General features: G+C 62.8%; 17 protein-coding genes. 13 read left to right on the top strand and 4 right to left on the bottom strand.

From position 1 onward, the window contains the following. Positions 1-29 precede the first annotated feature (29 nt). Both EOA19_RS14295 and EOA19_RS14290 read left to right on the top strand, forming a co-directional pair. Positions 30-1,058: a zinc-binding dehydrogenase gene (locus EOA19_RS14295; protein WP_127291678.1), complete on the top strand. Its 1,029-nt coding sequence runs from the start codon at positions 30-32 to the stop codon at positions 1,056-1,058. Positions 1,059-1,071: 13 nt separating this feature from the next. Next, positions 1,072-2,055, top strand: a complete 984-nt coding sequence (locus tag EOA19_RS14290) for a lipid A biosynthesis lauroyl acyltransferase (protein WP_164892933.1) — start codon at positions 1,072-1,074, stop codon at positions 2,053-2,055. A gap of 61 nt (positions 2,056-2,116) precedes the next feature. Here EOA19_RS14290 and EOA19_RS14285 read toward each other — a convergent pair whose 3' ends face one another. Continuing rightward, positions 2,117-2,545, bottom strand: a complete 429-nt coding sequence (locus EOA19_RS14285) for a L,D-transpeptidase (protein ID WP_023812266.1) — start codon at positions 2,543-2,545, stop codon at positions 2,117-2,119. Between the two features lie 222 nt (positions 2,546-2,767). Here EOA19_RS14285 and EOA19_RS14280 point away from each other — a divergent pair, with 222 nt between their 5' ends. From EOA19_RS14280 to EOA19_RS14255, 5 genes are all read left to right on the top strand, one after another. Further along, positions 2,768-4,048 carry an acetylornithine deacetylase/succinyl-diaminopimelate desuccinylase family protein gene (locus EOA19_RS14280; protein WP_128303980.1) on the top strand — a complete coding sequence of 427 codons (1,281 nt, stop codon included), beginning with the start codon at positions 2,768-2,770 and terminating at the stop codon, positions 4,046-4,048. Between the two features lie 162 nt (positions 4,049-4,210). Continuing rightward, positions 4,211-5,689 carry an ABC transporter substrate-binding protein gene (locus EOA19_RS14275; RefSeq protein WP_128303979.1) on the top strand — a complete coding sequence of 493 codons (1,479 nt, stop codon included), beginning with the start codon at positions 4,211-4,213 and terminating at the stop codon, positions 5,687-5,689. 265 nt (positions 5,690-5,954) lie between these two features. Beyond that, a complete protein-coding gene (locus EOA19_RS14265) occupies positions 5,955-6,902 on the top strand; it encodes an ABC transporter permease (RefSeq protein WP_023812269.1) in 948 nt (315 codons plus the stop codon). Further along, positions 6,899-7,768, top strand: a complete 870-nt coding sequence (locus EOA19_RS14260) for an ABC transporter permease (protein ID WP_023812270.1) — start codon at positions 6,899-6,901, stop codon at positions 7,766-7,768. The genes EOA19_RS14265 and EOA19_RS14260 overlap by 4 nt, the downstream gene beginning before the upstream one ends. Continuing rightward, the gene (locus EOA19_RS14255) at positions 7,765-9,387 is read left to right on the top strand and encodes a dipeptide ABC transporter ATP-binding protein (protein ID WP_128303978.1); all 1,623 of its coding nucleotides are present in this window, start codon (positions 7,765-7,767) and stop codon (positions 9,385-9,387) included. Before EOA19_RS14260 ends, EOA19_RS14255 begins: the two co-directional genes overlap by 4 nt. 21 nt (positions 9,388-9,408) lie before the next feature. Here the strand turns inward: EOA19_RS14255 and EOA19_RS14250 are convergent, their stop codons facing one another. Continuing rightward, complete coding sequence (locus tag EOA19_RS14250) at positions 9,409-9,840, bottom strand: TerB family tellurite resistance protein (RefSeq protein ID WP_128303977.1); 432 nt, start codon at positions 9,838-9,840, stop codon at positions 9,409-9,411. Between the two features lie 148 nt (positions 9,841-9,988). On the opposite strand from EOA19_RS14250, the gene EOA19_RS14245 reads away from it, so the two are divergent. The 4 genes from EOA19_RS14245 to EOA19_RS14230 all read left to right on the top strand — a co-directional run bounded on the left by EOA19_RS14245 (position 9,989) and on the right by EOA19_RS14230 (position 12,420). Further along, a complete protein-coding gene (locus EOA19_RS14245) occupies positions 9,989-10,774 on the top strand; it encodes a TSUP family transporter (RefSeq protein WP_128303976.1) in 786 nt (261 codons plus the stop codon). A gap of 52 nt (positions 10,775-10,826) precedes the next feature. Further along, positions 10,827-10,997, top strand: coding sequence for a hypothetical protein (locus EOA19_RS14240; protein ID WP_023812274.1), 171 nt, complete (start codon positions 10,827-10,829; stop codon positions 10,995-10,997). 102 nt (positions 10,998-11,099) lie between these two features. After that, positions 11,100-11,930, top strand: a complete 831-nt coding sequence (locus EOA19_RS14235) for an AraC family transcriptional regulator (RefSeq protein ID WP_128303975.1) — start codon at positions 11,100-11,102, stop codon at positions 11,928-11,930. Positions 11,931-12,000: 70 nt separating this feature from the next. Further along, the gene (locus EOA19_RS14230) at positions 12,001-12,420 is read left to right on the top strand and encodes a VOC family protein (RefSeq protein WP_128303974.1); all 420 of its coding nucleotides are present in this window, start codon (positions 12,001-12,003) and stop codon (positions 12,418-12,420) included. Between the two features lie 276 nt (positions 12,421-12,696). Here EOA19_RS14230 and EOA19_RS14225 read toward each other — a convergent pair whose 3' ends face one another. Together EOA19_RS14225 and EOA19_RS14220 are read right to left on the bottom strand one after the other, a co-directional pair. Continuing rightward, positions 12,697-14,169 carry a cobyric acid synthase gene (locus EOA19_RS14225; protein ID WP_128303973.1) on the bottom strand — a complete coding sequence of 491 codons (1,473 nt, stop codon included), beginning with the start codon at positions 14,167-14,169 and terminating at the stop codon, positions 12,697-12,699. After that, on the bottom strand, positions 14,169-14,783 hold the full coding sequence (locus EOA19_RS14220; protein ID WP_128303972.1) for a dimethylsulfonioproprionate lyase family protein: 615 nt from the start codon (positions 14,781-14,783) through the stop codon (positions 14,169-14,171). Before EOA19_RS14220 ends, EOA19_RS14225 begins: the two co-directional genes overlap by 1 nt. Positions 14,784-14,927: 144 nt before the next feature. On the opposite strand from EOA19_RS14220, the gene EOA19_RS14215 reads away from it, so the two are divergent. Continuing rightward, positions 14,928-16,097, top strand: a complete 1,170-nt coding sequence (locus tag EOA19_RS14215; protein ID WP_128303971.1) for an isobutyryl-CoA dehydrogenase — start codon at positions 14,928-14,930, stop codon at positions 16,095-16,097. 50 nt (positions 16,098-16,147) lie between these two features. Beyond that, positions 16,148-16,516, top strand: a complete 369-nt coding sequence (locus EOA19_RS14210; protein WP_023812280.1) for a four helix bundle protein — start codon at positions 16,148-16,150, stop codon at positions 16,514-16,516. The last annotated feature ends 24 nt before the right edge of the window (positions 16,517-16,540 follow it).

The raw sequence follows: 16,540 nt of genomic DNA, 5'->3' as shown, positions 1-16,540 counted from the left end.
TTTCAGCCAGACCGAAACCGACAGGCCCAATGCGCGCATTGCAACTTATCGAGGACCGCCGTCTTGAAACGGTGGACCTGCCGCCACCCTCACCGCCGGCACTTGGCGAAGTCACGCTGCGCATCAAGGCGGTGGCGCTGAACCATATCGACGTCTGGGGCTGGCGCGGCATGGCCTTCGCCAAGCGCAAGCTGCCGCTGGTCGTCGGCGCCGAAGCCTCCGGCGAGGTCGAGGCGGTGGGCCCCGGCGTTTCCAGCCTGCTGCCCGGACAATTGGTATCGATCTACGGCGCGCGCACCTGCGGCCTCTGCCGAGCCTGCCGCGAAGGCCGCGACAACCTCTGTGAACATGTTTCGGGTGTGCACGGTTTCCATCTCGACGGTTTCGCGCAAGAGAAGATCAACCTGCCGGCTCGCCTGCTGGTCCCTGCCCCGCCCGGCGTGACCGACATCGGCGCGGCGGTCGCGCCCGTCACCTTCGGCACGGTCGAGCACATGCTGTTCGACAACGCCAGGCTACAGCCCGGCGAGACGATCCTTATCCATGCCGGCGGATCCGGCATCGGCTCGGCGGCCATCCAGCTGGCCAAGCGGATGGGCTGCACCATCATCACCACGGTCGGCTCCAACGACAAGATCGACAAGGCCAAGGCGCTCGGCGCCGACCATGTCATCAACTACCGCGACGACCGTTTCGAGGGCGTCGTGCGCAAGCTGACCAAGAAGAAGGGCGTCGATGTCGTCTTCGAACATGTCGGCGCCGACACTTTTGCCGCCTCGATGTTGTGCCTGAAGCGTGGCGGCCGCCTGGTGACCTGCGGTTCGACTTCCGGCGTGTCGACGCAGATCAACCTCATGCAGCTGTTCCAGCAGCAATTGAAACTGCTTGGCTCCTTTGGCTGCCGCATGGAGAACATGGCAAACGCCATGCAGAAAATGGCGGCGGGACAGGTCGCACCTGTCATCGATACCGAAGTCGACTTCGACGGTATAGATGCCGCGCTGAAGCGCATGGAAGGCCGCGACGTGTTCGGCAAGATCATCCTGCGCGTCGGCTAGAGCCTTGACCTCTGTGTTCAAGAAGTTCCGCCGGGATCTAAAATTTCGTTACGGCAGGCAACTGCGCCAGCTCAATTACTGGCTGGTGGCGCGGGCGGCGATGATGATCATCTCGGTCCTGCGCCTGCTGCCGGCCGACAGTGCGCTGAATTTCGCCGACCGCGTCGCACGCATGGTCGGCCCCCGGGTGGGACGCCATCAGGTTGCCGTCGACAATCTGCGCAAGGCCTATCCGGAAAAGAGCGAAGCCGAGATCCAGGCGATCGCCTCCGACATGTGGGGCAACATGGCCCGTCTTGCCGCGGAATACATCTTTCTCGACGCCCTCTTCGACTATGACCCTACAGCCATCAAGCCCGGCCGCATCGAGGTCAAAGGAGCGGACCACTTCGTCGAAATCGCTGGCGAACAGAAGCCGCATATCGTCTTTACCGGTCATCTCGGCAATTTCGAATTGCTGCCGGTGGCGGCGGCGACCTTCGGCATGAACATCACGGCGCTGTTTCGGCCGCCCAACAATCCTTATCTTGCCGACTACATCCTCTCGACGCGCCGCTCGACCATGGGCTCGTTGCTGCCATCGATGGCCGGTGCTTCATTCGCCTTGGCCGGGGTCCTGGAGAACGGCGGCAACATCGGCATCCTTGTCGACCAGAAATTCTCCAATGGACTGGATACGACGTTCTTCGGCCGTCCGTGCCAGAGCAATCGGGTGCTGGCCACCCTTGCCCGTCACTATGACTGCGACGTCTATCCGGCGCGCTGCATCAGGCTGCCAGGCAACCGCTTCCGGCTCGAAATCGAGGACAAGCTGACATTGCCGCGCACCGCTGACGGCAGCGTCGATGTCCACGCCACCACCCAGCGTCTCAACGATGTCGTCGAACGCTGGGTGCGAGAAGATCCCGGCCAGTGGATGTGGTTCCACAAAAGGTGGGAGATCAGCGGCGGGCGTCGAAAGCGGCCCTCGCAGGCAAAAGCGGTCCCAAACGCTTAAACAGAACTGCTGGCGAGGGTGTTAGCCCTGCGCCAGCCGACAACAGCGAACCTGAATCTCTTCAGTTCGTCACGACAATCCGCGTATTGCCGAAGCCGGCTTGCCGAACCATCGCATAGAAGGCGGCGGCGTTGGTCGGGTGCAAGCGCACACAGCCATGCGATGCCGGGCGCCCGAGCTGCCTCACCGCGCCGGTGCCGTGAATGGCATAGCCGCCGCGGAAGAACACGGAATGAGGCATCGGCGACATGTCGTATTTGCGCGAATACCACATCCGCGCCGTCCGTTGCGGCCGATAGCTGCCGCGCGGGGTAATGTAGCCTTTGCGCGCGGTGGAGACGCTCCACCGGTAAACCGACGCACCATATCTGACGGTCATCGTCTGCGACGACACGTCAATATTTGCAACGAGGCTGGCTGCCCAGCCCTGCCCCGAAGCACCGAACAGCATCGCAACAAACACGGCTGCCATGAGAACTGTCTTTTTCATGCGATCAAACCCCTTTGATTGCCCCTAACCTGTCTGCCCTCAAATTGTCTTTCATCTTTTTAATGGCAGATGAACGGGCTAACACACACACCTTGACCAATTCGCCAATCCAAAGCAGCGAATTTGAACGATTTCCCGCAATAGTTGCCGCAACGACACGCCGCCCAGGCTCGATCACCAACGGGCTTGCAAAACCGCTGAGATCGCTGCTCAACTCTGGGTATGAACGAGCGACTCCTCCGGGCAATCGATGACAGGCGCGACGATGTCGTCGCGCTGACCACTGAGCTGATCCGTTTTCCGACCATCAATCCACCCGGCGAGGCCTATCGGCCATGCGCCGAATATCTCGGCGCGCGGCTGAAGAAGAGCGGTTTCGAGACCGAATTCATCCGCGCCGAAGGCACGCCCGGCGACACCGACCGCTACCCGCGCGTCAATGTCGTTGCCCGTTTCGACGGAAGATCGTCAGGCGCCTGCGTCCACTTCAACTCACACATCGACGTGGTCGAAGCTGGCGACGGCTGGACCGTCGATCCTTTTGCCGGCATCGTCAAAGACGGCAAGGTCTACGGCCGCGGCGCCTGCGACATGAAGGGCGGTCTTGCCGCCTCGATCGTCGCAGCCGAAGCCTTCCTGGAAGTCTTCCCCGATTTTCCCGGCGCCATCGAAATATCCGGCACGGTCGACGAGGAGTCCGGTGGTTTCGGCGGCGTCGCCCATCTGGCGAGCCTGGGCTATTTCTCGAAGCCCAGAGTCGACCACGTCATCATACCCGAGCCACTCAACAAGGACCGCATCTGCCTCGGTCATCGCGGTGTCTGGTGGGCGGAGATCGAGACCAAGGGGGAGATCGCGCACGGCTCGATGCCGTTTCTCGGCGACAATGCCGTACGTCACATGGGCGCCGTGCTGAGGGCTTTCGAGGACGAGCTGTTCCCCGCACTCGACCGCAAGATGACGCGCATGCCGGTCGTGCCCGAAGGGGCAAAACGCTCGACCATGAACATCAATTCGATCCATGGCGGCCAGACCGAGGACTTCCGGCCCGGCCTGCCGTCGCCCAACGTGCCCGACTCCTGCCGGCTGACCATCGACCGCCGTTTCCTGCTGGAGGAAGATCTCGACACCGTCAAAGGCGAAGTGACCGGTATTCTCGACCGGCTAAAGCGCGAGCGGACAAAATTCGACTACGAAATCCGCGACCTGATGGAAGTGCTGCCGCTGATGACCGAGCGCGACGCCCCGGTGGTCAAGGCGGTTGCGCAAGGCATCATGGCGATCTTCGACCGCGAACCCGACTATGTCATTTCGCCCGGCACCTACGACCAGAAGCACATTGCGCGCATCGGCCATATCTATGATTGCATCGCCTATGGGCCGGGCATTCTCGACCTCGCCCATCGGCCGGACGAATGGGTCGGCATATCGGACATGGTGGAATCGGCCAAGGTGATGGCAATAGGGCTCAACGTGCTGCTGCGCGGCACAGCCGCGGAATAAGGTGCGCACCGCGACAAGCTTCGACCTGCCGATGCGGTCGCCAGGACAAAAACATTCCCGGCCACGCCAACGGGCAGAACGAAACGCAATTTACTCCGTGGCGAAATCACGCTTCTATCGCCCGGGTTCGAGCACGTGTCTGAACGCATGGGGAGTTGCACGATGAAACTGTGGAAAACCATTCTGGCGGCCGCGGTGCTGTCGCTGGCCGCCGGCATTTCCGCGTTTGCCGCGCGAACCGACCTGGTCATCGGCATTCCGCTCGAACCCCCGCATCTCGATCCGACCGCCGGTGCCGCCGCGGCAATCGACGAGGTTCTCTACGCCAATGTGTTCGAAGGCCTGACGCGCATCGGGCCGAATGGCGAGGTGCTGCCGGATCTGGCCGAAAGCTGGACCATTTCCGATGATGGAAAGGTCTACACCTTCAAGCTGCACACCGGCGTGAAATTCCATGACGGCACCGACTTCGACGCCAGCGACGTGAAATTCTCGCTCGATCGAGCCCGCGCCGAAAATTCCGTCAACGCACAAAAGGGCCTGTTCGCCGCCATCGACAAAGTCGACGTGGTCGACCCGGCAACCGTCAAGGTCACGCTGAAAAACCCGCAGGGCTCGTTCCTCTACAATATGGGCTGGGGCGACGCGGTAATCGTGGCGCCGGAATCTGCCTATACCAACAAGGAGAAACCGATCGGCACCGGCCCGTTCAAATTCCAGAGCTGGGCCAAGGGATCGTCGATCACCTTGGTCAAATCGGATAACTACTGGGGTACGCCGGCGTCCCTCGACAAGGCCGAGTTCCGCATCGTGCCGGATGCAGCCGCCTATGTGCCGGCGCTGCTCTCGGGCGACATCCAGGCTTTCCCGTTCTTCGATGCCGACAGCGTCGCCCAGGTCAAGGACGACCCGCGCTTCAAGGTTGTGATCGGCGCGACCGAGGGTGAGACCATCCTGTCGATCAACAACAAGAAGCCGCCTTTCGACAAGCTGCAGGTAAGACAGGCGATCTCCTACGCGCTCGACCGCAAGGCGATCATCGACGGCGCCTCGGCCGGCCTCGGGCAGCCGATCGGCTCGCATATGTCACCGGCCAACAAGGATTATGTCGACCTCACCGGCCGCTACCCGCATGATGTCGCCAAGGCCAAGGAACTGCTGAAGGAGGCAGGCCTCGAGAACGGCTTCAAGGCGACGCTGAAACTGCCGCCGCCCGCCTATGCGCGGCTCGGCGGCGAGATCATCGCTTCACAACTTCGCGACGTCGGCATCGATCTGGAAATCATTCCGGTCGAATGGGCACAGTGGCTGGATCAGGTGTTCACCAAGAAGGATTACGACCTGACCATCGTCTCCCACACCGAGCCCAACGACATCGATATCTATTCGCGCAAAGACTATTATTTCAACTACGACAATCCAGCCTTCGACAAGGTGATTGCCGACCTCGGTGTCACCTCCGACGAAGCCAAGCGCAAGGAATTGCTGGGGCAAGCGCAGAGGATCCTGGCCGACGACGCCGTGGTCGGCTTCCTCTACGAATTACCGAAGGTCGGCGTCTGGGACGCCAAGCTGCAAGGCCTGTGGGAAAACGCACCGATCCAGGCCAATGATTTGACCAAGGTGAAGTGGTCGGATTGAAGACTCAGGCTGCCTGGCGGAACTTGCGCTCCGTCACACCCCCCTCTGCCCTGCCGGGCATCTCCCCCGCAAGGGGGGAGATCGGCAGTTTGGCCGATGGTGCACCCTTTGCAACCTTCTTGGTCTGCGCACCGTCAACGATTGGCGAAAGCCTCGATGAGAGCACAATCTCCCCCCTTGCGGGGGAGATGTCCGGCAGGACAGAGGGGGGTGTGCGGGAACGCAACCTTTGCCCGGTGGACAAAATAACAGTGCCTCCGCTTCCATGACCGCCTATCTCCTAAAACGCATCGCCGTCGCCATCGCCACGCTGCTGCTGGCTTCCATGGTGGTGTTCGCCGTGCTGGAGATCCTGCCCGGCGATCCGGCACGGCTGATGCTGGGCATGAACGCAAGCGCCGACCAGATCGAACTTCTCCGCAACCAGATGGGCCTCAACGCGCCACTGGCCTTGCGCTATCTGCACTGGGCCGGCGGCCTGCTCAGCCTCGATTTCGGCCGTTCCTACACCTATTCGGTGCCGGTCATCGACCTGGTGAGCGAGCGGCTTGCCGTCTCGCTGCCGCTGGCGCTGATTGCACTTGCGCTCTCCACCATCATCGCGATTCCCGTTGGCCTGTTTTCCGCCAGCCGGCGTGGACGCGCCGGTGATACGATTTCGATGGGTGCCGCACAGCTTGGCGTCGCCGTGCCCAATTTCTGGTTCGCGCTGATGCTGATCTATGTGTTCGCCGTCTGGCTGCGGCTGGTCCCGGCCGGTGGGTTTCCCGGCTGGAGTGCCGGCGTCTGGCCAGCCCTGAAATCGCTGCTGCTGCCGGCGGTCGCACTTGCCTTGCCGCAAGCCGCGATCCTGGCGCGCGTCACCCGCTCGGCGCTGATCGAGGTGCTGAGCGAAGACTACATCCGCACCGCCCGCGCCAAGGGCCTGCCCTATCGCGCAGTCTTGTGGCGGCATGCACTGCGCAACGCCATGATCCCGGTCCTGACCATTCTGGGCCTGCAATTCGCCTTCCTGCTTGCCGGCACCATCATCATCGAGAATGTTTTCTATCTGCCCGGCCTCGGCCGGCTGGTATTCCAGGCGATCACCCAGCGCGATCTGATCGTCGTCGAAAGCGTCGTCATGCTGCTGGTCGCCGCCGTCATCGCCGTCAACCTTCTCGTCGATCTTTCCTATGCGGTTGTCGATCCGCGCCTGAGAAGCCGGCAATGACACTGCACATCGACATCCCAGAGGAGACGTTCGGCAGCATCCTGGCCAAGGCATTCAGGAACACCGCCTTCGTGGCCGGTTTCGTCATCACCCTGCTGATCCTGGCAATGGCAATCGTCTCCTATGCGTGGACGCCCTACGACGTCACCAAACTGGTGATATCGGACAAGACGCAAGCCCCCTCTCTGACGCACTGGTTCGGCACCGATCATTTCGGCCGCGACATCCTGTCGATGGTCATGGTCGGCGCCCGCAATTCGATTGCCGTGGCGCTGGTCGCGGTTGGCATCGGCATGGGGGTCGGCGTGCCGCTCGGCGCCTTTGCCGCGGCACGCGGCGGCCTCGTCGACGAGGCACTGATGCGGCTGAACGATCTCGTCTTCGCCTTCCCGGCTTTGCTGTCGGCGATCATGATCACCGCCATCTTCGGGCCGGGCGCGATCAACGCCATCATCGCCATCGGCATCTTCAACATTCCGGTCTTTGCCCGTGTCGCCCGCGCCGGCGCGCTGGCGATCTGGCCGCGCGAGTTCATTCTGGCCGCGCGCGCCGCCGGCAAGAGCAGCACGCAGATCACAATCGAACATGTGCTGCCCAACATCGCCACGCTGCTCCTGGTGCAGGGCACCATCCAGTTCGCGCTGGGCATCCTGGCCGAGGCCGGGCTTTCCTATCTGGGCCTGGGTGCCCAGCCGCCGATGCCGAGCTGGGGCCGCATGCTGTTCGACGCGCAGACCCGCATGGTGGTGGCGCCATGGATGGCGATCTTTCCGGGCATGGCGATCGTCGTCGCCGTGCTGGGACTGAACCTGCTGGGCGACGGCATTGCCGACATCCTCGATCCGAAATCGCGGCGGCAGCGATGAGCCTGCTCGACATTGAGAACCTGTCGCTGACTATCGGCGACACGCAGATCCTCAGGGGTATGGAGCTTTCCGTCGCGCCCGGTGAGGTAATGGGGCTGGTCGGCGAATCCGGTTCGGGCAAATCGATGACCGCGCTGACGGTGATGCAGCTTCTGCCCCATGCCGCGCGCGCCACCGGACATGTCACATTCGACGGCATCGACATCCTGGCAGCAACCGAGGACCAGATGTGCGCGCTGCGCGGCGACGACATCGGCATGGTCTTCCAGGAGCCGATGACGGCGCTCAACCCGGTCAAGACCATCGGCGAACAGGTTGCCGAAGGCATACGCTGGCACACCAAGGCCAGCCGCGCCGAGGCCGAAGACCGGGCGCGAAAAATGCTCGACCGTGTCGGCTTGCCCTCGGCGAAATTCCCGATGTCGCGCTATCCGCACGAACTGTCCGGCGGCCAGCGCCAGCGCGTCGTCATCGCAATCGCTTGTGCGCTGAAGCCGAAGCTGCTGATCGCCGACGAGCCGACGACGGCGCTCGACGTGGTTCTGCAGGCACAGATCCTCGACCTCTTGCGCGACCTCGTCGCGGAGAGCCGCATGGGTCTGCTCCTGATTTCGCATGATCTTGCCGTCGTGACCGAAATGGCGGACCACATCACCATCCTGCGCCGTGGCGAGGTGATGGAGGCCGGCGACACGGCGCGCACGCTGTCCGAACAGCTTCATCCCTATACGCGCCAGTTGGCGCAAGCCTCGATGCATGTGCCGGCGCGCGCCAAGCCGCATGGTGTCGAGACGAGCCGACCTTTGCTTCAGGTCGAGGGCGTGACCCGCGACTATGCCGGCCGGCGCACTTCGCTGTTCAGGAGGGCGTCTGATATCCGCGCCGTCGACGACGTATCCCTGTCGATGGCGCCGGGCCAATCGGTGGCGCTGGTCGGCCGCTCCGGCTGCGGCAAGTCAACGCTCGCCCGTATGATTCTGGCGCTGGACCGGCCAAGCTCCGGTACGATCCGGTTTCGCGGCGAGACCATCACCGGCAAGAGCGAATCCGAGCTGAAGCCGGCCCGGCGTGACATGCAGGTCGTTTTTCAAGATCCCTACGGATCCTTCGACCCGCGCCAGAAGGTCGAAAAACTGGTCGCGGAGCCATTGCATCTACAGGACAAGAAACCGACGCGCGCCGAGCGCCGCGAGATGGTGGCGCATGCGCTGCACGAAGTCGGTCTCGACCAGCGCGACATGGACAAATATCCGCACGAATTTTCCGGCGGCCAGCGTCAGCGCCTGTCGATCGCCCGCGCCATAATCACCCGCCCGAAGCTGGTCGTCGCCGACGAGCCGGTGTCGGCGCTCGACGTCTCGATCCGCGCCCAGATCCTCGATTTGTTCGCCGAGCTCAACCAGAAGCTCGGTATCGCCTACCTCTTCATCACCCACGATTTGACCGTCGCCCGCGCCATCACGGACGAGGTGCTGGTCATGCATGACGGCAAGATCGTCGAGCGCGGCAAGACCAGCGAGGTGCTCGACCGCCCGCAATCCGAGGCTGCCAAGGCGCTTGTCACCGCCGCCCCTGACTTGCACCGGGCAATCGCGAAGCGGCTGCGAGAGCAAGGCTGATCAGGAGAGAAGGCGGCCCAATCACTCCTGCGGCTTCACCACATCGACCGGGCTGATATCGAGCAGGTCGAGCGTGCGGCGCAGCAGGCGCACCTCGCTCTCGGCCAGTTGCGAATCGGCCTTGGCGATCTCCGCCATATGTTTGGCCAATTGCCGGCGCCGCTCGATGTCGAGATCGCGGAACAGTGCAATCGCCTGCGAGCCGTTGGTCTCGTAGCCGAACTCGTTGAGATATTCGATGACGCTGTCGATGCTGCTTTCCGCAATGCCGAAGGCGTCCTTGCAGATGCGCCGGAAGGCAACCATCTCGCTCTCGCTGACCGACCCGTCGGCCAGGATCATGCGAAACAGCATCAGCAGTTCCGCCGACAGGACCGGATCGTCCGCCACCTTGCGCACACCCGGGTCGCCGTCGAATATCTGACGTATCTGGTCGAGCAATGCGAATGCCATCAGGAGCCTCTTCTCGGGTTAACCACACAAACACAAATCCAAGCGCGATGCGCTTGGATAGAGGTAGCGCGGAATCGACCTTGCGCAAACAGGGCGGTCGTGGTCGAAAGCCCGATATCTCAGCCGGCCGGACCCCTCCATACATCAGATGATCGACCTTAGCATCCAGACCGTCGTTATGCTCGCCTTCGCCGCCTTTGCCGCGGGCTTTGTCGATTCGATCGCCGGCGGCGGCGGGCTGATCACGGTGCCGGCGCTGCTGCTTGCCGGCTTCACGCCGGTCCAGGCGCTCGCCACCAACAAACTGCAAGGCATGTTCGGCTCTGGCTCGGCGACCATCCACTACGCATCGAAGGGTCATGTCGATCTGCGCCGGCAATTGCCGTCGGCGCTTCTGGCCCTTGTCGGAAGCGCCATCGGCGCCTTGCTGGCAACGATCGTGCCGGGTGACATTCTGCGTGCTGCCCTGCCTATTGTGCTGATCGCCATCGCGCTCTACTTCGCGTTTAAGCCCAACATGAACGACATCGACCGCGCCGAGCGGCTGTCGCCCTTCCTGTTCGGACTGATGCTTGTGCCCGCCATCGGCTTCTACGATGGCCTGTTTGGACCGGGCGCAGGCTCCTTCTACATGCTGGCCTTCGTGGCGCTCGCCGGCTATGGCGTGCTCAAGGCGACGGCGCATACCAAGCTGCTCAACTTCGCCTCCAACATCGGCGGCTTCATCGTCTTCGCGGCCTTCGGCGTCGTCTACTGGAAGATCGGCCTGATGATGGGCGTTGCCCAGTTCCTCGGCGCCCGCGTCGGCGCCAGCCTGGCCATGCGCATCGGCGCAAAACTGATCAAGCCGCTGCTGGTGATCGTGTGCCTGGCGCTGGCGGTGAAGCTGCTGGCCGACCCTGCGAACCCGCTGCGGGCCTTGATTGGTGTGTGATCACGCGCCCTGATAGAATGCCGCTGTTCGAATCATGTTGGAGGAGCCACACATGAATCTTAGCGCACCTACGCAGATCGTTTTTATCATTTCCGTTGTTATCGCCATCATCGGCGTCCTCGCCGCGCTTGGCGTTCTTGCGTTCATTCCACTCGCATCGGTGTGGATCGTGCTTATTGCTTTCATCGTGCTTGCCGGCGGCTGCTTGATGCGCGGCGCCTGACACGTTCTCTTGAAGTGGGGACGAGGAGCGCCCGGCCAAAAGCCGGGCGCTTTTGATTCCGGCCAAGGGTCTGCTAGATTTCTTTCTACGGAAGGATGGCCGATGCCAGTCGAGATGCAACCCCGGCAAGAGCAGGACCGATCTGTCGCCGGGCGGTTCGAGATGCGCCGGCGCCTGCCCGATCCTCGACTTCAGGGCATGGTGTCGGACATTTGCGGCTATCGCGAAACAGCGCCCGGCCATCTGCGCAACGTCGAATACGCGTCGCTCACCGTACCGCTGGTCATCAGCTTCGCCGAACCCTTCGCCATCGGCCTCGGCAAGGCGCCCGGCGACAATGACCACTTCGCCAGTTTCGCCGCCGGCCTCTTTGCCGGACCGGTGGTGATCGAATCCTTCGGCGGTGCCTGCTGCGTCCAGGTCAACTTCACGCCGCTTGGCGCACGCCGTTTCTTCCGCCTGCCGATGAGCGAAGTGACAGACAGCATGGTCGTCCTCGACGACGTGCTTGGCGCGCAAGGCTTGGCGCTGCGTGAAAAGCTTGGCAACACGCCGGACTGGACGACGCGTTTCGATATGGCCGAAGCCTTCGTCACCGCCCGTCTCGAGAATGCCAGCGAGACGCCGCTCGAAATAGCCTGGGCCTATGACCGCATCATCACATCCGGCGGCCGGACCCGCATTGGATCGATCGCCGAAAGGCTGGGCTGGAGCCGCAAACATCTCGCCGGCAGTTTTTCCAACGCCATCGGCATCGGCCCCAAGACGCTGTCGCGCATCGTCCGCTTCAACCGGGCGCTCGGCCTGTCGAGACAGCCGGCAGCCGACTGGGCTGGCATAGCCGCCGATTGCGGCTATGCCGACCAGGCGCATCTGGTGCGCGAGTTTCGCGACCTCGCCGGCGAGACGCCAACCGCGCTTTCAATCAGGTAACATTTCTTCAAGACCTTGGGACGGCCTTCGACGACAGTGGGCATCGACCAACCCAACTGAAGGAGTTCCCATGCCCACCACCGCTGAAGCGCCGCGGCTTTACCCCGCTTTGCGCTACAAGAACGCTGCAAAAATGATCGACTGGCTGGGCGAAGCCTTCGGCTTCAGCGTTCGTGCCCGCTATGGCGAAGGCGATGTCGTACACCATGCCGAATTGGTCTTCGGCTCCTCGATGATCATGCTGGGCACGGTGCGCGACGACGACTACGGCAAGATGGTCGGCGAGCCCGGCTCAGGCGGCGGCAAGTCGATCTACATTGCCGTCGACGATGCCGATGCCGCCTATGCCAAGGCCAGGAAGGCCGGCGCCACCATCATCCAGGAATTGACCAACCGCGACTATGGCAGCCGCGAATTCATCTGCCGCGACCCGGAAGGCAATGTCTGGTCCTTCGGCACCTACTGGCCGAAGGCAAGCGAAAGGGCCTGAACGACCATCGCCAGCGCTTGAAGTTGGCGAAAGCGTCCAAACTTCGTCATACCAGGGCGAAGCAGGAGCGAAGCTCCGTCGCGGAGACCCTGGTATCCATGCCGTGACCTCGACCAAAGAGTGCAACGGAGCAGAATTCTGCACCGAAGCAACGCTTCGAAGTCGCGGCATGGATCCTCGGGTCTGCGGCGCGTCGCTACGCTCCTTGCTCCGCCCGTGGATGACGACGTGATGGGCGTTTATCGCTAGTTGCCAAGGTGGTTCGCCAAACGGGCTCTATCGAGCCAGCGCAAAGATCGCGTCGCAGTCGAGATGGGTCTCCAGCTCGGCTGCGACCTCGTCCAAGGCCCGCTCGACCTCGGCCCGATAGTCGATGCCACCGCCCTTGATGCCGAGGCTTTCGAGGAATTTCCCGCGAAAGCCATCGGCGCCAAACAGACCGTGCATATAGGTGCCGATCACCTTGCCATCGGCAGACACTGCGCCGTCATCGACACCATTGATGACTGCCGACGGCCGCAGCGTATCCGGTCCGGTGGTGCGGCCGAGATGGATTTCGTAGCCCTCGAGCGGCAGGTCGAACGGCACCGAGCGGGCGCTGACGTTGCGCACCGTCTTTTCCGGTTCCATCACCGTTTCGACGTCGAGCAGGCCGAGCCCTTCGGCCTCGGTGACGCTGCCTTCGATGCCGTCAGGATCGCGCACCATGCGGCCGAGCATCTGGAAGCCGCCGCAGATACCGACGACATGACCGCCGCGCTTCCGGTGTGCGAGAAGGTCGCGATCCCAACCGTTCTCGCGGAATTTCAGGAGATCGCCGATCGTCGACTTCGAGCCAGGAATGACCACCAGCCCGGCATCGGCGGGCAGCGGCTTTCCCGGCGGCACGAACACCACCTCGACCTGCGGTTCGGCCTTGAGCGGGTCGAGATCGTCGAAATTGGCGATGCGGCCAAGCATCGGCACCGCCACCTTCAGCGCGCGCGCTTCGCCGGACGCCAGCCTTTCCAGCACCACCGAATCTTCCGAGGGCAGGCGTGCCGCCGCCTTCAGCCACGGCACGACGCCAAAACAGCGCCATCCCGTGAATGTCTCGATCGACCTTATGCCGTCGTCGAACAGCGAAACGTCGCCGCGGAACTTGTTGATGAGATAGCCGACGATCATCCGCCGGTCCTCTTCCGGCAGGATCAGATGAGTGCCGGCGACCGAAGCGATGACGCCGCCGCGATCGATGTCACCGACCAGCACCACGGGCACATCAGCGCGCGTGGCAAAGCCCATGTTGGCGATGTCGCGGCTGCGCAGGTTGATCTCGGCCGGCGAGCCGGCGCCCTCGACGATGACCAGATCGGCGCCCTCGCCGACCTTGCCCCAGGAGTCCAGAACGGCATCCATCAGCCGGCCTTTCAGTGCCTGGTAGTCGCGCGCCCGCGCTTCGCCGAACACCTTGCCCTGCACGATGACCTGCGCGCCGACATCGGTCTGCGGCTTGAGCAGCACCGGGTTCATGTGGACCGATGGCGCGACGCCGCAAGCGATCGCCTGCAGCCATTGCGCGCGGCCGATCTCACCGCCGCCGGCTTTATCGCCGGGGATATCGGCAACGGCGGCGTTGTTTGACATGTTCTGCGGCTTGAACGGCCGCACCTTCAGACCACGGTTCTTTGCCGCGCGGCAGAGGCCGGCGACCAGCACCGTCTTGCCGACATCGGAACCCGTGCCTTGCAGCATGATCGCTCTGGCCATCAGCCCCTGCCCTGCGCCACGGTTCCAGTGATGTTCGATTTTGCCGCCAGCGGCCCGCCGCGCCAGATGTAGAGCGCTAGCAATGGCTCCTTGCCGGTGCGCATGGCATGATTGACGTTGGACGCGTGGTGGACGACCTCGCCGGCCGTGCGCATGCAAAAGCCGCTCTCGCCCATGCGCCATTCGGTGCCGCCGGTCAGCGGAATGTAGATTTCCTCGGCAACGTGATGGTGGTCGGGATAGACGATATCCGGCCCAAGGATCAGCAGGCCGGCGGCGACCGCGTCATTGGCGAAATGGCCTCGGGTGCCAAACACTTCCAGCCAGCCGTAATTGTCGATGAACTCTTTTCCGAAATCGGCCTCGCCATAAGTCTGCCCCCAGCGAAAATCATTGCGACGCTCGGCAAGCAGTTGCACCAGCGGCTTGGCATCCGGCGGCGCCAGCTCGGCCGCGCGCTCGAGATGGCGCTGGCAGGCAAGCGGATGTGGCTCCAGCGTGCGGGCCGGCATGTCCCAGCCAATGCGCGCCACGGCTTCGCGCACCAAGGCGTGATCCACGGACGCAAGGTATGCGTGGAACCGGCCCAGCAGTTCATCGAATTTTGTCGTCACATTGTGCTCCGGACATGCATTGATGCACAGCCGCTCCCCAACCGGTTGATAGGCTCGGGTTGCGCGGCGGCATCATTGGTCTAGATTGGTGCGCGCGCAAAGCCAAAAACGACAGGCCAACAGGTCGAAGATTAGGAGCACGCCATGGACGCCGCGGTCGATGCGAGCACCAGCCAGTTCGAACTTAACGAGGAGCAGCGCGCCATCCAGGAGATGGCGCAGGCCTTCGCCGCAGACCGTGTCGCGCCGAATGCGTTAGACTGGGACCGCAACAAGCATTTCCCGGCCGACGTGATCCGCGAGACCGGGCCGCTCGGCCTTGGTGGCATCTATATCAGCGATGACGTCGGTGGTTCCGCGCTCGGCCGGCTCGATGCCGTACTGATCTTCGAGGCGCTTGCGCACGCCGATCCGGCCTTCTCGTCCTTCATCTCGATCCACAACATGGTGGCCTCGATGATCGACCGTTTCGGCAATGACGAGCAGCGCCAGCGCTTCCTGCCCAAGCTCACGTCGATGGAATGGCTGGCGAGCTACTGCCTGACCGAGCCCGGCTCCGGCTCCGATGCCGCGGCGCTCAAGACCCGTGCGGTCAGGAGCGGCGACGACTATGTCCTCAACGGCACCAAGCAGTTCATCTCCGGCGCTGGCGACAGCGATGTCTACGCCGTCATGGTGCGCACCGGTGCCGAGGGGCCGAAAGGCGTTTCCACCATCATCGTGCCGAAAGACGCGCCAGGCCTCTCCTTCGGCGCCAACGAGCACAAGATGGGCTGGCACATGCAGTCGACCCGCCAGGTGATTTTCGAGGATTGCAAGGTGCCGGCGGAAAACCTTTTGTCCGGCGAAGGCGCGGGCTTCGGCATCGCCATGGCCGGGCTCGACGGCGGCCGGCTGAACATATCAGCCTGTTCGCTGGGCGGCGCGCAGTCGGCGCTCGACAAGGCGCTTTCCTACACCGCCGAGCGCAAGGCCTTCGGCTCGAAGATCAACCAGTTCCAGGCGCTGCAGTTCAGACTGGCCGACATGGAGACCGAGCTGCAGGCGGCGCGTATTTTCCTTTATGCCGCCGCCTCGAAGCTCGACAGCAAGGCGCCGGATGCCGGCAAATGGTCGGCGATGGCCAAGCGCTTCGTCACCGATACCGGCTTCAACGTCGCCAACGACGCACTGCAGCTGCTCGGCGGCTATGGCTACCTGCATGACTACGGCATCGAGAAGCTGGTGCGGGACCTGCGGGTACACCAGATCCTGGAAGGCACGAACGAGATCATGCGCGTCATCATCGCGCGGGCGCTGATTGGTAGGCAGTAGGCAGTAGGCAGTAGGCAGTAGGCAGTAGGCAGTAGGCAGTAGGCAGTGAGATGACCGGCAAGATCAGTTCGTACAAGGATCTTATCGTGTGGCAGCAGGCGATGGATCTGGCTGTCGCCACCTATTCTTTGACCAAGGCATGGCCCAAGGAAGAATTGTACGGGTTGACCAGCCAAATCCGCCGTTCAGCGACCTCTATCCCTGCAAACATCGCCGAAGGTTATGGTCGAGACAACAGAGGCTCTTATCAGCAATTTCTCCGGATCGCCCAAGGCTCGCTGAAGGAGTTCGAGACACACCTCCAGATCGCCGAACGCATTGGCCTTGCCACGCATGATCAAGCTGATCACTTGCTGATATCGACCGAGGGCATCGGCAAAATGCTTCGCCAACTCATTGTCAGACTTACACCGGAATAGACATGCCTACTGCCTACTGCCTAC

Source organism: Mesorhizobium sp. M7A.F.Ca.US.010.02.1.1, from assembly GCF_004023085.1.
Taxonomy (GTDB): Bacteria; Pseudomonadota; Alphaproteobacteria; order Rhizobiales; family Rhizobiaceae; genus Mesorhizobium.
Note: the sequence above shows the minus strand (reverse complement) of the source record. Positions and strands in the feature narration are given on the sequence as shown.

Bases quoted from the DNA above. Each gene is read 5' to 3' on its own strand.
- EOA19_RS14295 (WP_127291678.1), top strand. From the start codon at position 30: ATGCGCGCATTGCAACTTATCGAGGACCGCCGTCTTGAAACGGTGGAC.
- EOA19_RS14285 (WP_023812266.1), bottom strand. From the start codon at position 2,545: ATGAAAAAGACAGTTCTCATGGCAGCCGTGTTTGTTGCGATGCTGTTC.
- EOA19_RS14280 (WP_128303980.1), top strand. From the start codon at position 2,768: ATGAACGAGCGACTCCTCCGGGCAATCGATGACAGGCGCGACGATGTC.
- EOA19_RS14275 (WP_128303979.1), top strand. From the start codon at position 4,211: ATGAAACTGTGGAAAACCATTCTGGCGGCCGCGGTGCTGTCGCTGGCC.
- EOA19_RS14265 (WP_023812269.1), top strand. From the start codon at position 5,955: ATGACCGCCTATCTCCTAAAACGCATCGCCGTCGCCATCGCCACGCTG.
- EOA19_RS14260 (WP_023812270.1), top strand. From the start codon at position 6,899: ATGACACTGCACATCGACATCCCAGAGGAGACGTTCGGCAGCATCCTG.
- EOA19_RS14255 (WP_128303978.1), top strand. From the start codon at position 7,765: ATGAGCCTGCTCGACATTGAGAACCTGTCGCTGACTATCGGCGACACG.
- EOA19_RS14250 (WP_128303977.1), bottom strand. From the start codon at position 9,840: ATGGCATTCGCATTGCTCGACCAGATACGTCAGATATTCGACGGCGAC.
- EOA19_RS14245 (WP_128303976.1), top strand. From the start codon at position 9,989: ATGATCGACCTTAGCATCCAGACCGTCGTTATGCTCGCCTTCGCCGCC.
- EOA19_RS14240 (WP_023812274.1), top strand. From the start codon at position 10,827: ATGAATCTTAGCGCACCTACGCAGATCGTTTTTATCATTTCCGTTGTT.
- EOA19_RS14235 (WP_128303975.1), top strand. From the start codon at position 11,100: ATGCCAGTCGAGATGCAACCCCGGCAAGAGCAGGACCGATCTGTCGCC.
- EOA19_RS14230 (WP_128303974.1), top strand. From the start codon at position 12,001: ATGCCCACCACCGCTGAAGCGCCGCGGCTTTACCCCGCTTTGCGCTAC.
- EOA19_RS14225 (WP_128303973.1), bottom strand. From the start codon at position 14,169: ATGGCCAGAGCGATCATGCTGCAAGGCACGGGTTCCGATGTCGGCAAG.
- EOA19_RS14215 (WP_128303971.1), top strand. From the start codon at position 14,928: ATGGACGCCGCGGTCGATGCGAGCACCAGCCAGTTCGAACTTAACGAG.
- EOA19_RS14210 (WP_023812280.1), top strand. From the start codon at position 16,148: ATGACCGGCAAGATCAGTTCGTACAAGGATCTTATCGTGTGGCAGCAG.